General features: G+C 38.4%; 10 protein-coding genes. 2 read left to right on the top strand and 8 right to left on the bottom strand.

Annotated elements, in window-relative coordinates:
- Positions 1 to 16 precede the first annotated feature (16 nt).
- From uup to rlmKL, 3 genes are read right to left on the bottom strand one after another with little or no spacing between them, the layout of a single operon-like run.
- Complete coding sequence (uup, locus tag AC27IF_RS16975; protein ID WP_487055536.1) at positions 17 to 1,930, bottom strand: ATP-binding cassette ATPase Uup; 1,914 nt, start codon at positions 1,928 to 1,930, stop codon at positions 17 to 19.
- 36 nt (positions 1,931 to 1,966) lie between these two features.
- Entirely contained in the window at positions 1,967 to 2,224 is a 258-nt protein-coding gene (locus AC27IF_RS16970) for a glutaredoxin family protein (protein ID WP_487055535.1), read from the bottom strand.
- 8 nt (positions 2,225 to 2,232) lie between these two features.
- Complete coding sequence (gene rlmKL, locus AC27IF_RS16965) at positions 2,233 to 4,395, bottom strand: bifunctional 23S rRNA (guanine(2069)-N(7))-methyltransferase RlmK/23S rRNA (guanine(2445)-N(2))-methyltransferase RlmL (protein WP_487055534.1); 2,163 nt, start codon at positions 4,393 to 4,395, stop codon at positions 2,233 to 2,235.
- Between the two features lie 357 nt (positions 4,396 to 4,752).
- On the opposite strand from rlmKL, the gene AC27IF_RS16960 reads away from it, so the two are divergent.
- The gene (locus tag AC27IF_RS16960) at positions 4,753 to 5,946 is read left to right on the top strand and encodes a patatin-like phospholipase family protein (protein ID WP_487055533.1); all 1,194 of its coding nucleotides are present in this window, start codon (positions 4,753 to 4,755) and stop codon (positions 5,944 to 5,946) included.
- Positions 5,947 to 5,996: 50 nt separating this feature from the next.
- Here the strand turns inward: AC27IF_RS16960 and AC27IF_RS16955 are convergent, their stop codons facing one another.
- On the bottom strand, positions 5,997 to 7,964 hold the full coding sequence (locus AC27IF_RS16955; RefSeq protein ID WP_487055532.1) for a monovalent cation:proton antiporter family protein: 1,968 nt from the start codon (positions 7,962 to 7,964) through the stop codon (positions 5,997 to 5,999).
- A 307-nt stretch (positions 7,965 to 8,271) separates the two neighbouring features.
- Here AC27IF_RS16955 and AC27IF_RS16950 point away from each other — a divergent pair, with 307 nt between their 5' ends.
- Positions 8,272 to 9,162 (top strand): GGDEF domain-containing protein, encoded by an 891-nt coding sequence (locus AC27IF_RS16950; protein ID WP_487055531.1) that lies wholly within the window; start codon positions 8,272 to 8,274, stop codon positions 9,160 to 9,162.
- A 23-nt stretch (positions 9,163 to 9,185) separates the two neighbouring features.
- On the opposite strand, the gene AC27IF_RS16945 is transcribed toward AC27IF_RS16950, so the two are convergent.
- The 4 genes from AC27IF_RS16945 to AC27IF_RS16930 form a co-directional block, all read right to left on the bottom strand.
- Positions 9,186 to 9,893: a hypothetical protein gene (locus AC27IF_RS16945; RefSeq protein WP_487055530.1), complete on the bottom strand. Its 708-nt coding sequence runs from the start codon at positions 9,891 to 9,893 to the stop codon at positions 9,186 to 9,188.
- Between the two features lie 4 nt (positions 9,894 to 9,897).
- On the bottom strand, positions 9,898 to 11,208 hold the full coding sequence (locus AC27IF_RS16940) for a DEAD/DEAH box helicase (protein ID WP_487055529.1): 1,311 nt from the start codon (positions 11,206 to 11,208) through the stop codon (positions 9,898 to 9,900).
- Positions 11,209 to 11,333: 125 nt separating this feature from the next.
- Positions 11,334 to 12,743 carry a Re/Si-specific NAD(P)(+) transhydrogenase subunit beta gene (gene pntB / locus AC27IF_RS16935; RefSeq protein ID WP_487055528.1) on the bottom strand — a complete coding sequence of 470 codons (1,410 nt, stop codon included), beginning with the start codon at positions 12,741 to 12,743 and terminating at the stop codon, positions 11,334 to 11,336.
- A gap of 9 nt (positions 12,744 to 12,752) precedes the next feature.
- Entirely contained in the window at positions 12,753 to 14,303 is a 1,551-nt protein-coding gene (locus AC27IF_RS16930) for a Re/Si-specific NAD(P)(+) transhydrogenase subunit alpha (RefSeq protein WP_487055527.1), read from the bottom strand.
- Positions 14,304 to 14,442 lie beyond the last annotated feature (139 nt).

Genomic DNA, 14,442 nt, shown 5'->3' with positions numbered 1-14,442 from the left:
TTAAAATTCAAATTAATTACTGCTCATCTAGCGCTTGCCACCTAGAATAGGCAAGGTCGAGTTTTGACTCATTTTCCGCTAGCTGGTTCAATATATTTTTAGTGTGCTGCCCATCTTGACTAAAAAAGTCAGCTTGGTTCACTTGTTCTTGTAATTTTTCGATATTATTTTCTAAGTTATCAATAAGTTCTGGTAACTCTGCTAACTCACGACTTTCTTTAAACGATAGTTTCTTTTTAGTTGCTGGTTTAACAGGCACGGGTGTCGGTTTAACGGTTTGCGTTTTATGCTGTTTATTTGCAGATGCTAATTGTAACTGTCTTTGTTCTTCTTTTAACGCAAGATAACTATCAACATCATCATAGCCACCAACAATCTGATTAATACTACCTGTACCATCAAAATATAAACAGGTATTAACACAATTATTAACAAAATCTCGATCATGGCTGACTAAAATAACTGTTCCTGCATAATTTGCAACTACTTCTTCTAAAAGCTCTAATGTTTCTATATCGAGATCGTTGGTTGGCTCATCGAGAATAAGTAGGTTGCTTGGGCGTAAAAATAACCTTGCTAATAATAAACGATTTTTCTCTCCACCAGATAACGCTCTAACCGGTGTACGGGCACGTTTGGGACTGAAAAGGAAGTCTTGCAAATAACCAAGCACATGGCGAGTACGCCCGTTTACCATCACCTCTTGTTTGCCCTCACCGACAATATCTTGTACTGTTTTGTTAACATCAAGGGCTTCGCGATGCTGGTCAAAATAAGCGATTTCTAAGTTAACCCCAGAGCGCATTTTACCGCTACTGGCTGCTAACTTTTCCATGATAAGTTTAATTAGCGTTGACTTCCCTGTACCGTTAGCACCAATAAGAGCTAATCTGTCATTACGACTGATCAGTAAATTCAGCTTATTGATGACGACTTTATCACCAAATGCTACGGTGACATCTTCAGCCTCAAAAACAAGTTTGCCTGAGCGCTCTCCTTGGCTAATATTCATAGTACTTTGATTACGTACTTCACGACGTGCTTTACGTTCAAGCCTAAGCTTTTCTAATGACCTAACTCTACCTTCGTTGCGGGTACGACGAGCTTTAATACCCTGGCGTATCCACACTTCTTCTTCGGCAAGCTTTTTATCAAATAAAGCATTTTGCTGAACTTCAACTTGCAAGTCGTGTTGTTTTTGTTCGATATATAAATCGTAATCGCCGGGGTAACTTTTTAATTGTCCGCGATCGAGATCTAAAATACGCGTTGATAAACCACGAATAAACGCCCTATCATGACTAATAAATATAATAGTGCCTGAGAAGTCTTTTAAAAACTTCTCTAACCATAAAACACTTTCAATATCTAAATGGTTTGTCGGCTCATCAAGTAACAATATATCGGGGTTAGTAACTAAGGCCTTGGCAAGTGCTAATTTTCTTAACCAACCACCTGATAAGTCGGAAATTTTAGCATCAGCATTGAGTGATAAGGTACTCATTACTTGTTCAATACGTTGCTCGTCTTGCCAAGCTCCTGCTTGTTCAAGTTCATCTTGTACTTTTGCTAATTTATTAAGGTTTTTTTCACTTGGATCTTCACCAATTAAATGAATCAAGCCATGATAACGGCTGATTAAATCGGCATTTTCTTTCACCCCTTGAGCAACAAAGTCAAAAACACTTGAATCAGATGACTCAGGTGGATCTTGCTCCAACATCGCTAATTGCATAGTGTTTGATTTTAGAATTTGCCCATCATCAAGGTTTTGCAAGCCCATTAAGACTTTCATTAAGGTTGATTTACCAGCGCCGTTACGGCCTACCAAACAAATGCGCTCACCTGTTTGAACACTTAACTCAGCTTTATCTAAAATTTTATCTTCACCAAAAGCAAGTTCACCATTGGCTATTCTTAATAATTCCATAATATTTCTCTTGTCAGGCTGTCGCCTCACCTACCACTATAATTTTTGGACTTGTTCGGCACTAAAAGGCCAGAATAATTTTTTGTTATCACTCGAGTCATTGAACAAGCGCTCTAGTACAGGTATATGAACACCATAGAGCTCAACCAAGGTTTTTGTTTCGTGAGCAACACTTTCTTGCTCCACTATATCTATTTCTTCAAACTCATCAGCTTTTAACACTGCTGAACATATTGCTAATGCCTGCTCACATAAATGACAGCCATCGCTAGAATACAAATTATACTTTTTCATGACCTGCTCTATGGTTTTTTAGTAACTCGGCTAATCGACCAGCTGTTATGAATATGCTTATTACGAGCAAAATCTTTATCTCGAGTTACGTCAGACATGGCTTTTGCTTGTAAACCTAATTTTTCCATGGCATCAAAGTCCATTTTAAAATTGCGTTTATTGTTAGTGAAAAATATCTCGCCATGCTCTGTTAACGATTTTAATGCGTCGGTTATTAATGACACATGATCACGTTGCACATCAAAACTATCTTCCATACGTTTAGAGTTAGAAAAAGTTGGCGGGTCAATAAAAATCAATTCAAACTTTTGTTGATTATTTTTAAGCCACTCTAAACAGTCAGCTTGCACAAACTGATATTTATGGCCATTAAGTTTATTTAAGGCAAAGTTATCTTGCGCCCAATTGAGATAAGTATTCGACATATCTACTGTGGTTATTTCGCTTGCACCATGCAAAGCTGCTTGTACTGAAACTGAGCCAGTATAAGCAAATAAATTTAAGAGACTTTTCCCTTTGCTTTTCTTGGCAACAATTTGTCTTGTTTTACGGTGATCTAAAAATAAACCGGTATCGAGGTAGTCCCATAAGTTTATTTTAAATAAAGCACCATGCTCATTCATGGTAATAGACTGTTTAGACTTATCGACACGTTGATATTGGTTACTACCTTTTTGTTTAGCACGCGTTTTCAATACAACCTTATCGGTAGGTACTTCTAATACTTTCGGTGCCCAGTAAATAACTTCTTGTAAACGTTTACTGGCTTTATCAGCATCAATAGTTTTAGGCGCTGCATATTCTTGAATTACAAGATAGTCACCATAAACATCAACAGCAACATTGTATTCAGGAATGTCGGCGTCATACAGTCGGTAACACTCTATTTCAGCTGATTTTAACCATCCTTTAAGGCCTTTACGGTTTTTCTTCAACCGGTTTGCAAAGGCACTGTCTTGCTCAGCAAAGTTAGCATTAGGGTTAACGGCATCTTTAGCCAGCTGCTTTTCATTAACATTGTAAAGCGCGAGTTGACAATCCAGAGGGCCATTTTTAAATTTATAACGCTTAAAGCTTGATAGCTTCAACATGGAAAGCAAGTCGATATTGCCTGTTAAAATAGCTAAACGCCAATCCATAAATTGTGTTTTTAGTTTTTGCCCGAACAAGACAAAGTTTTCAACCAACTCAGGTAATTCACCAATACGCTCACCATAAGGAGGGTTAAATAAGATGGTTCCGGCTTGGCCAAAGGTATTATTCATGTCATTCGTATTTTGACATTTAAATTCGATAAAACGTTGTAGACCAGCATTACGAGCATTTTGTTGTGCTGTTTTTAATACACGTGCATCTAAATCGATACCGAACACTTTCAAACTACTAACATTAGCCTGCTCAAGAGCATTTTCTGAGCTTTCTATTGCTTGAGATAATTGCCCTTGCCATAACTCATCATCATGTTGCTGCCAGGCATCGAACCCCCAGCTTGCACGATTAATGCTTGGCGCTTGCTTAGTTGCCATGGCAACTGCTTCAATAAGTATGGTGCCAGAGCCACACATTGGATCAACTAGCGGTTTCGAACTGTCCGCCAACCAACCAGAACGTAAGATTAACGCTGCAGCTAAGTTTTCTTTTAACGGTGCCGCACCTGAATGTTCTCGATAACCTCGTTGAAATAAGCCGCGACCAGAAAAATCTAAATAAATGCTAACTTGATCTCTTAATAAACGAGCTTGAAAACTAATATCAGGAGAAGATTTATCAACATTTGGCCTTTCTAAACCTTGTTCTCTGAATTGATCGACAATAGCATCTTTAATGGTTAAACCACCAAATTGACTATTACGAATTTCTTCACTATAACCCACAAAATCGATTGCAAAGCTTGTTTGAGAGTCAAAGTGTTCTAACCAATTAATACTACTTGCGCTAGAGAATAATTCGTCTTTATTCTTTGCTTCACCCTCACCTATTTTCAACATGACTCGAGTGGCTAATCGAGTCCATAATGAAAATTTATAGCCTAGTGCTAAAGAAGCGGTGAAATAAACACCTTCGGGCTTTTGTACTACTTGCTCTGCGCCTAACGTAGTGATTTCTTCAGCGAGTAACACTTCAATACCTGGAGAGGTTAACGCTAAAAATTGTAAATTGGGTTGTGCCATGGTGTTATTCCTAATAAATACTGCGCGGGATTATAACTAAAGTAGGCCTATACATAAACAACACTTGGTTAAATTATTATAAAGCCATCCTTGTTTCACTCTAGATACAATCATTAGCATAACTCGCTTTCGAGGTTACAATGCCCTTGTTACCTTTAAACCACCCCGATTTACTCATCACTCCAATACACAAAGTAGATTTCAAATTACTAAAATCACTTCTTCTTCATTGAATTTAAACATATTATTCACATAATTTATCAGTTGAATTTATGTAAATCTCGCTAGCGATATTATTTAAAAGCACTTACACTCAATAGATAACCAGATGATTTTCTAATTCAATAACAATAAGCTATGACCAGCAAACGTAATTATATAGATAGCCAGAATGCTTTAGTTCTCACCGGTGGTGGTGCTCGTGCCGCTTATCAAGTGGGAGTACTATCTGCTATCGCTAAATTTGTCCCTAGAAACCATGGTATTCCCTTTCCAATTTTATGTGGTACATCGGCAGGAGCAATTAATAGTGCCGCGTTAGGTTGCTATGCTTCATGCTTCCATTTAGGAGTAAAAAAACTCGAATGGGTATGGAAAAACTTAGATACGGCAAAAATTTATCATAATAATGCCCAAGGGGTATTTGGCCATATTGGTCGTGGTATGCTAGCTAGCTTCCAAGCTGATTACGCCAACAAGTCGCCTCATAGCTTACTAAATAGTGCGCCTCTTCGAGGCTTGTTAAAACAAGTAATGGACTTTAAGCGCATAGATCATAATATTCTGCGAGGCTATTTATCGGCCGTTTCGGTAACCGCGTCAAGCTACAGCACGGGTGATTCAATCAGTTTTTATCAATCTAGTGATGATATTTTGCCTTGGCAAAGAGCCAAACGCTCTGGTAAACCTAGCCAATTAAACAGTGAACATTTAATGGCTTCAGCAGCTATTCCCATGGTATTTCCATCGGTAAAGATAAAGAACCAACACTTTGGTGACGGCTCTGTTCATCAATTATCGCCTTTAAGCCCTGCAATTCATATGGGAGCAAAACGTATTTTTGTTATCGGTGTTGAACAGCCTAAAGAGCCTTTACATGCAAATGAAAACAATCCCCACCCGCCAACCACTGCAACAATAGCAGGTCATTTACTCGACTCTATTTTCGCTGATACCATCAGCAGTGATATCGAAAGAATGACTCGAATTAATAATACCTTAAAACTGATACCGGCGAAAAATAGAGAGAATGTTGATGGTTTGAAGCATATCGACAGCTTAGTGATTAACCCTAGTCATGACTTTAACGCCATTGCTGTTAAGTATTATGAGGAATTGCCGTTACCCGTACGAGTTTTATTACGCAGTTTGGGCATTAGCAATGATGCAGAGTCAAGCCTCATCAGCTATTTATTGTTTGAAAAAAACTTTTGCGGTGAATTGATAAAACTCGGCTTTAATGATGCGATGGAAAAAGAACATCAAATAAAAAACTTTCTTCATTTATACCCTGCAACCAGTCACAGAAAGCAAACAAGAGCAACACCTTAATCTGTTGCTCAAGCTATAAGTTTATTTAGGTGAAATTACGAGGATATTGCTTAAACACCTTCTTGTACATAACGTTCAGCACGTTCTACTCGTCTTGGCTTACCACGTACAACTAAGGTGTCTTGTGCTTGTAAAATAGTCTCTTCTTCAGGTGATTCACATTCAATATTATCACGACGTAAAGCAATAATATGAACGCGGCGACTGGGTAAATTTAATGAAGCTAAGCTTTGCCCACAACCAAATGAGTCTTCATTGATCAAAATAGCATGGGCAAACTCAATCCGGTCAATGGCCTCAGGACTCATATCGGTATGCTCCCCTTGGAAGAAACCGTGTAAATGATTGTAATGATTTTTTCGCTCTTTTTGTACACGGCGCATTATCCGAGAAAATGGTACGCCAGTTAACGAAAGTACTTGAGAAACAAGCATCAAGCTTCCTTCTAAGCTTTCAGGTACCACTTCATTAGCGCCAGCATCATAAAGCATATCTAGTTGATCATCGTTTCTTGTTCTCACTAAAATAGGCACAGAGGGAGCTAAGGAGCGTACTTTTTGAATAACCTCCACCGATTGTTTATCTTCGCCAAAGGCAATAACCACAAGTTTAGCTTTCAAAAGGTGGGCGGCAGATAGTAACTCCGTTTGCCTTGATGAGCCAAAAAGTACATTTTCACCTGCATCTCGGGCTGTTTTTGTTCGTAAAGGGTCAATATCAATAGCCACAAAATCAATTGATTCCTGTTTTAAAAAGCGGCTAACGGTTTGGCCTATACGTCCAAAACCACAAATAATGACATGATCACTTAAATCTTTATTTTCAGGTAATTGCTCTAGGTCGTGACTGTCGGATGGCTTTTCTTGACTTAAAAATACAGCCCAAGATCTTGCATGGTCTATCATATATGGAGTAATAGCCATGCTAACAACGCCTGCCCCTAACAACATCGAAGAAACATCACTTGGTAGTAATTCCACTTGATTGGCTAAAGCGATTAATACAAAACCAAACTCTCCCATTTGGGCAAGCATTAGCCCAGATGCCCAAGCATCTTTACTCGACTCCCCCGCCCTGACGGCTAGTATTTTGATCACCATTAACTTAACCAACATAAAGGCTACCATGATACTAAGTAAACTAAGTGGCGAAGACAGTAAAACAGCTATATCTAACTTCATACCGACAGTGATAAAGAACAAACCTAACAAAATATCTCGATAAGGCCTAATATCCGCTTCAAGCTGATGTTTATATTCACTTTCCCCAAGCATCATACCGGCAAGAAATGCTCCAAGAGCCATGGATAAACCAAACCATTGAGTTAGTGCTGAAGCAAGTAACGTCACTAATAATGTGGTCAATACAAATAATTCATCCGTTCTAACCTGAGCAATAATATTAAAGACTTTAGGTAATAACCATTTGCCAATGAAAAGCAATAAAGTAACGACTACGACACCTTTTAGCATGGCTAACAATAACGCTAAAATCATCGAATTTTCGCCGTCAGTGGCTAACATAGGAATGATGATTAACAAAGGAACAACGGCAACGTCTTGAAATAATAAGATAGCAACAGATAATTGACCTGATTTACGCTTCATCGCTCCCGTTTCACTTAATTGTCTAATAACAATAGCGGTTGAAGATAACGCTAAAATACTGCCAACCACGAAGGCGGATTCAAAACTTAAGCCAAAGAACATACCTGCAATTAAAAAAATGACTAGCGATATGCCAACTTGTAAACTTCCCACCGCTAACACTAAATGGCGCATTGCCATCAATCGAGGTAATGAAAACTCTAAACCTAGCGTAAACAGCAAGAAAACAATGCCCAATTCGGCAAAATGATCATAATCAACTTGTTCTTGAGCGATATTTAAACCGTGTTCACCCACTAACATACCCGCGACTAAATAAGCGAGTATTGCTGGTAACTTCAAGCGTCGAAAAAGCCACACTATCAATACGGCACTAGATAAAATAGCTAAAATTTCAAGATGACCGCTCACATACATTCCTTAATGCTAAACGTCTAAACTTTGGCTAGTTGCCACCCGGCAATGATTTGCCGCCAAAGTTATGACTAAAAGAGTTGATAAGCACATACAAGCTTATTAGTGGTAATTTTGGCAATAATTAAATGAATAATCAAATAGTTAAATTAATTAAATAAAGCTTAGCTATGACTCCGCATTAAATTACATTCTGGAACAGTAATTGCTTCAACACAGATATAAAGTGGAAAAGACCCCATATAAGCACAGCAGGTAAGTTAAGCCATTCAGCTTACCAATAACGAAAGAGTGAGGAACAAGTATGCAAACTCTCAATATACTTGATAATCCATCGACGTCTCTTAATGTTTTCAATGCTTTTGAAAACAATAGACGTAAAAATAACAAAAATAATATTGGTTTATTAGAACAATTACAGACCACCCTTGATTTAGACAAATTACTTGATATTTTTGCTATGGAAGCTGCTCGTTTTGTTAATTTTTCAGGGTTGTATTTTAAAAATCAAACCATCAGTAAATCTTTGATCGGTAGTAAAAAGGCTAAACAAGAACGTCAGTTTGAACTTAAACTCAATAATGAGTTTATTGGTACGCTAAGCTACGGCCTTAATAGCCCTATTAGCTTGTCACACTATCAAGAATTGACACGTATTCATCAAATTTTACTTTATCCGCTTAAAAATGCTTTGCAATATCATCAAGCAATGCAACTTGCTATGCAAGATAGTTTGACGGGACTCGGAAATCGTCGTTATTTTGATGAACAGTTAAAGCGAGCCATGCACAATGCAAACCGAAATCAGGGACAAGTTGGTTTAGTGTTAGGGGATTTAAATAAATTTAAAATAATCAATGACACTTATGGCCATGGCACAGGTGATCAAGTTTTAAGGCAGTTTGCGAGTATACTTCGAACAAGTATTCGTGACTCTGATAGTGTTTTTCGTTTTGGTGGTGATGAGTTTGCTATTATTGTTGAAAACGCCAGTGAATACGCATTAGATATTATTCAAAATAGAATTGATAGCTCATTAAAAAGTAATGCTCTTTTGGCAAAGTACCAAGTAGGTTGTAGCCTTGGTACTACCTTTATGAACCGTGCTGATAACGAGCACACTTTATTTGAACGAGCTGATCAGGCTTTGTACCGACAAAAAATGAATATGTCTCAACGCTTGAGTGTCGTTTAGTTTAGTATAACTTTCTGGTTATACTAGCGCTGCTCTAACGTCAGCTCCAATAAAGCTTGCTGACGTTCATATTGACTTGCCCCCACCAACAAACGGCAAAACCTGACCGTTTTGGCAAAGTTATTTACCCCTAATAAAGTTAAAACCGATTGAAAGTATTGTAGGTTTAACGAAAATGTTTGGCAGTAATGGTGTATTGCTTGTTCAATATTAGGATAAGTTACACCATCAAAAGTAAAATAGTCATGCTGATATTCATTGATAAGTTCAACGCCACCAACAATGATAGGCCAACCTTGGTAATTAACTCTTCCTTTAGCGACTTCATACATAAACCAAGCACTTCGCTGAAAGCCGGCAAAGTTTCCGTCTTCAAATTCACTTTCAGCTAACTCAGCTTCTGTCCAATTAATCCCTATGGCTAAATCTTTTTGATATTTTTTTACTAAATAATGTTTAACGGCGGATCTTGCCGTCCAAATAGAAAAGACTACTACTTGTTTCTTAGCCGTTGAGATATGAGCCTTTGCCACTTGGCAACACTCTTCACAGCTTGGTAAGGAAAATTGTGTCTCGTGACTTTCACTAATTTGATTAAGAAAATTATTGCTTGGGCAGTTAAAAACAACATGGTTTGGCTCACCACAAAACCAACAATGACGCCTTTTATTAAAAGGCGTTTCAGTACTAATCTCTAGTAGTGCTCCATACTCATCTTGCCGCTTACTCAATGGGCTATCGCTTTTTCTTTATTTTGGCATTATATTTTTTATTAGCACTTGGCTTTCTATTCGCATTCTTTTTAGCAAGCGCTTGGTTCTTCTCTTGCGTTGCACGATATCGATTTTTACTCGCGCGTTTTTCACTTTCTTGATGATAGGCAAGCGCCTCATCTCGTTTCAATTCATAGCCAGGTACGACAATTCGTTCAAATTTTCGGCCTATCAGCTCTTCAATATTTTCTAAGAAGCGTTCATCTTTAGGGCTCACTAATGAAATAGCAGTGCCCGACTTCCCTGCTCGACCTGTGCGACCTACGCGGTGAACATAATCTTCTGCTAGAAATGGTAAATGAAAATTAACAACATAAGCTAAGTCTTCAATATCTAAGCCACGAGCAGCAACATCGGTTGCAACTAAGACCCGAACCTTACCTTCACTAAAGTCAGCTAATGCTTTATTACGTGCACCTTGCGTTTTATCTCCATGGCAAAGCGCAGCTTTAATACCATCAAGCTTTAATTCTTTAGCGAGAATATTAGCGCTTTCTTTTGTACCGGCAAATACCAGCACTTGTTGCCAGTTATTCACGCCAATTAATTCTGACAATAACTCCCTTTTACGCGCTTCACTAACCCAATAAACCGACTGTTTAACTTTACCTGAGGTCGAATTCTGTTTAGCTACTCCAAGCGTTTGTGGTGTTTTAAGAATTTGTTTAGCTAAAGACTTAACTTTATTTGAATAAGTAGCAGAGAACATAAGCGTTTGATGATTACGTTTCATTGCTTGCATCAATTTTTCAATATCAGACAGAAAACCCATGTCTAACATACGATCCGCTTCATCAAGCACTAAAAATTTAACTTGTGATAAATCAACATTACGTAGAGTAACATGCTCCAATAAGCGACCCGGTGTAGCAATTAGTACATCAACACCTTGTTTTAAGAGGTTAGTTTGCGATGCCATTTTGCCACCGCCATAAACTACGCCAATTTTTATAGGTAAAAACTGGCTATAGGCTTTCATATTTTCAGCAACTTGTGCTGCTAACTCTCTTGTTGGAGTTAAAATTAAAGCTCGGGTGTTATGGCTAAAACCTTCTAAAAGCTCCTTTTTCTCACTCGTTTTAGTTAATGCTTCTAAAATAGGTAAACTAAACGCCGCAGTTTTCCCAGTACCAGTTTGAGCACTAGCTAATAAATCTGCACCTGTGCGGATCATAGGGATAGCTTGTTGCTGAATTGGCGTTAAATTTTTATAGCCACAGGCTTTTACCGCTTTTAATAGCTCTGCAGATAAACCAATTGCATCAACACTCATAAATCACCTATTAAATAAATCCAAAAATAAAGACGCGGATTATATACTTATGTGAAGAGATAAACAAAAGCCCTAACAATAAAATTGTTAGGGCTTCTAAATAATACTGATTAATAGTTTTTTACTTATAACGCTCTAAAAATTTGCTCTGTGGTTTCTTTTGCATCCCCAAACAACATTTGAGTGTTATCTTTAAAGAAAAGCGGATTTTGAACACCTGCATAACCAGTGCTCATTGAACGTTTAAAGACGACTACTTCTTTTGCATTCCACACTTCTAATACCGGCATCCCCGCAATAGGGCTGTTAGGATCTTCATTAGCAGCTGGGTTCACCGTGTCATTCGCGCCAATAACTAGCACAACATCTGTCTCAGGGAAGTCATCATTAATTTCATCCATACCTAAAACAATATCATAAGGTACTTTCGCTTCGGCAAGTAGTACGTTCATGTGACCAGGCAATCGCCCTGCAACAGGGTGAATAGCAAAACGAACATCGATACCTTTATTGATTAATTGTTGAGTCATTTCATAAACAGGATATTGCGCCTGCGCTACAGCCATTCCATAACCTGGGGCAATAACTACAGATTTAGCGCCACGTAATAAATCCGCTACGGCTTCTGCTTGAATTTCTCGGTGTTCTCCGTAATCTTTATCTTCATCAATAACCACTTCTGTGCCGAAACCGCCAGCAATAACACTAATAAAAGAGCGGTTCATGGCCTTACACATAATGTAGGATAAAATAGCCCCCGACGAACCCACTAATGCCCCCGTGATTATTAACAAGTCGTTACTTAACATAAACCCTGCCGCAGCCGCAGCCCAGCCGGAATATGAATTAAGCATTGAAACAACCACCGGCATATCTGCTCCACCAATAGAGGCAACCAAATGCCAACCAAAAGCTAAGGCAATTATCGTCATTAATAACAGTGGTAAATTACCACCACCATTTTGTACAAAAATAATCATTAAAATAAATGAAATAACCCCTGCCGCTAAATTCATTTTGTGTCGGTGAGGTAACATTAATGCGCTTGAGCTAATAGAGCCTCGTAACTTTGCAAAAGCAACGATAGAGCCGGTAAATGTAACCGCGCCAATAAATATACCTAAAAAGATTTCCGTTAAATGAATATTCATCGCCGTTTGCTGCACAGCGGTAAGAATAACACTATGCCCTGCATCAAAATAACTATTGAAGCCAACTAACACAGCTGCCAAGCCAACAAAACTATGCAAGATTGCGACTAATTCAGGCATTTGTGTCATTTCAACTTTGTTCGCTAACCTTAGTCCAATACCAGAGCCAATGACCATAGCAATAAGGATCACTAAAACATTAGAAACCCTTGGGTCAATAATAGTGGTTAGCAAAGCTATCGCCATACCTATCATGCCGTATAAATTGCCTTGTTTGGCTGTTTCTTGCTTACTTAATCCTGCTAAACTAAAAATGAACAGTAATGCTGCCACCACGTAGGCTGCACTAATAAAACCATTCGACGCTATTTGTGTAGATTCCATACTGTTCCCTTACTTACTAAACATTTTTAACATACGGCTAGTCACTTTAAAGCCACCAACAATATTTATTGTGGCGACTAAAGTTGCTATACCAGCTAACACTTGTACTAAAAGATTATCTGAGCCTATTTGTAATAAGGCCCCCACAATAATAATTCCTGAAATAGCATTAGTGACGCTCATTAATGGCGTATGTAGAGAATGACTAACATTCCAGACTACGTAGTAACCAATAACACAAGCTAAGACAAACACAGTAAAGTGAGTAAGAAAATCAGCAGGTGCAACACTGGCTACCCAACCAAACATTGCAATGCCAGCAGCCATGAAGGCATATTTTTTAGTGGACGACTTTTCTTCATCCTCTGCTTCAGCAGCCGATTCAACGGTTGATTTTGGCGTAGGTGTTGCTGCAGGCTTCGGTGCTGCACTTACTTGAATTGGTGGTGGTGGAAAGGTAATTTCTTCATCTTTAACAACGGTCATATTGCGAATAACAATATCATCGAAATCAATATCAAGTTTTCCGTCTTTATTTTTACACAGTAATTTCGCTAAATTGACTAAATTATTAGAATAAAGCTGCGAGGATTGATTAGGTAAACGCGAGACCAAGTCCGTATAACCTATAACTTTAACATCATGAGCATTAACAACTTTTCCAGCTTCAGTACTTTCACAGTTACCACCGCCAGCAGCTGCCAAATCAACAATAACACTACCGGCTTTCATTGATTTAACCATCTCTTCAGTAATAAGTTTAGGTGCCGGCTTTCCAGGTATCATGGCTGTGGTAATGATAATATCAACGTCTTTGGCTTGCTCTGCAAATAGTGCCATTTCAGCATCGATAAAGGCTTTACTCATTTCTTTAGCATAACCATCACCAGAGCCAGTATCTTCACTCTCTTCATAATCTAACTCGAGGAATTCAGCCCCCATACTTTCAATTTGCTCTTTCACTTCAGGGCGGGTATCAAAAGCCCTTACTATCGCGCCTAAGCTACTAGCAGTGCCAATAGCAGCAAGTCCTGCTACGCCTGCGCCAATAATCATTATTTTAGCCGGAGGCATTTGTCCAGCCGCAGTAATTTGACCAGTAAAAAAACGGCCAAAATGATGAGATGCTTCAATAACAGCGCGATAACCTGCAATATTAGCCATAGAGCTTAAAGCATCCATAGACTGAGAGCGTGTCATGCGTGGTACCATTTCCATGGCTAAAGTGGTAATTGATTTAGCACTTAATGCTTCTAATAAATCAGGACTTTGAGCGGGGGCGATGAAACTAATGAGTGTGGCTCCATCATTCATTAATGCCACTTCATCAAGCGTTGGCGCATTAACTTTTAAAACAATATCACTTTGCCAACATTTCTTCTTAGCAACTATTTCTGCGCTAGCATGACTGTATTCTTCATCAGTAAAACTTGCTTTGGTACCTGCACCTTTTTGCACCTGAACCATAAACCCAAGTTTACTTAGTGCGCTGGTCGAGCTTGGTGAGCCGGCAACACGGTTTTCACCTTTTAAAGACTCTTTAGGAATGCCAATGATCATAAAACACCTTTTAAACAGTTGATAAAAAAGACTAACTGTTCAATGTTTTACCACTTATCGTGTTATTTTTAAACTCAATTTGTGAAATAACTAATAACAAACTTGCTTATTAATCCATTCGTTATAAAATTACTTTAGG

Source organism: Colwellia sp. KS18-150 (assembly GCF_057551365.1).
This window is presented reverse-complemented; position numbering and strand designations above follow the sequence as displayed.

Coding starts and splice junctions, on each gene's coding strand:
- AC27IF_RS16940 (WP_487055529.1), bottom strand. CDS start 11,208: ATGAGTGTTGATGCAATTGGTTTATCTGCAGAGCTATTAAAAGCGGTA.
- AC27IF_RS16950 (WP_487055531.1), top strand. CDS start 8,272: ATGCAAACTCTCAATATACTTGATAATCCATCGACGTCTCTTAATGTT.
- pntB (WP_487055528.1), bottom strand. CDS start 12,743: ATGGAATCTACACAAATAGCGTCGAATGGTTTTATTAGTGCAGCCTAC.
- uup (WP_487055536.1), bottom strand. CDS start 1,930: ATGGAATTATTAAGAATAGCCAATGGTGAACTTGCTTTTGGTGAAGAT.
- AC27IF_RS16930 (WP_487055527.1), bottom strand. CDS start 14,303: ATGATCATTGGCATTCCTAAAGAGTCTTTAAAAGGTGAAAACCGTGTT.
- AC27IF_RS16970 (WP_487055535.1), bottom strand. CDS start 2,224: ATGAAAAAGTATAATTTGTATTCTAGCGATGGCTGTCATTTATGTGAG.
- rlmKL (WP_487055534.1), bottom strand. CDS start 4,395: ATGGCACAACCCAATTTACAATTTTTAGCGTTAACCTCTCCAGGTATT.
- AC27IF_RS16960 (WP_487055533.1), top strand. CDS start 4,753: ATGACCAGCAAACGTAATTATATAGATAGCCAGAATGCTTTAGTTCTC.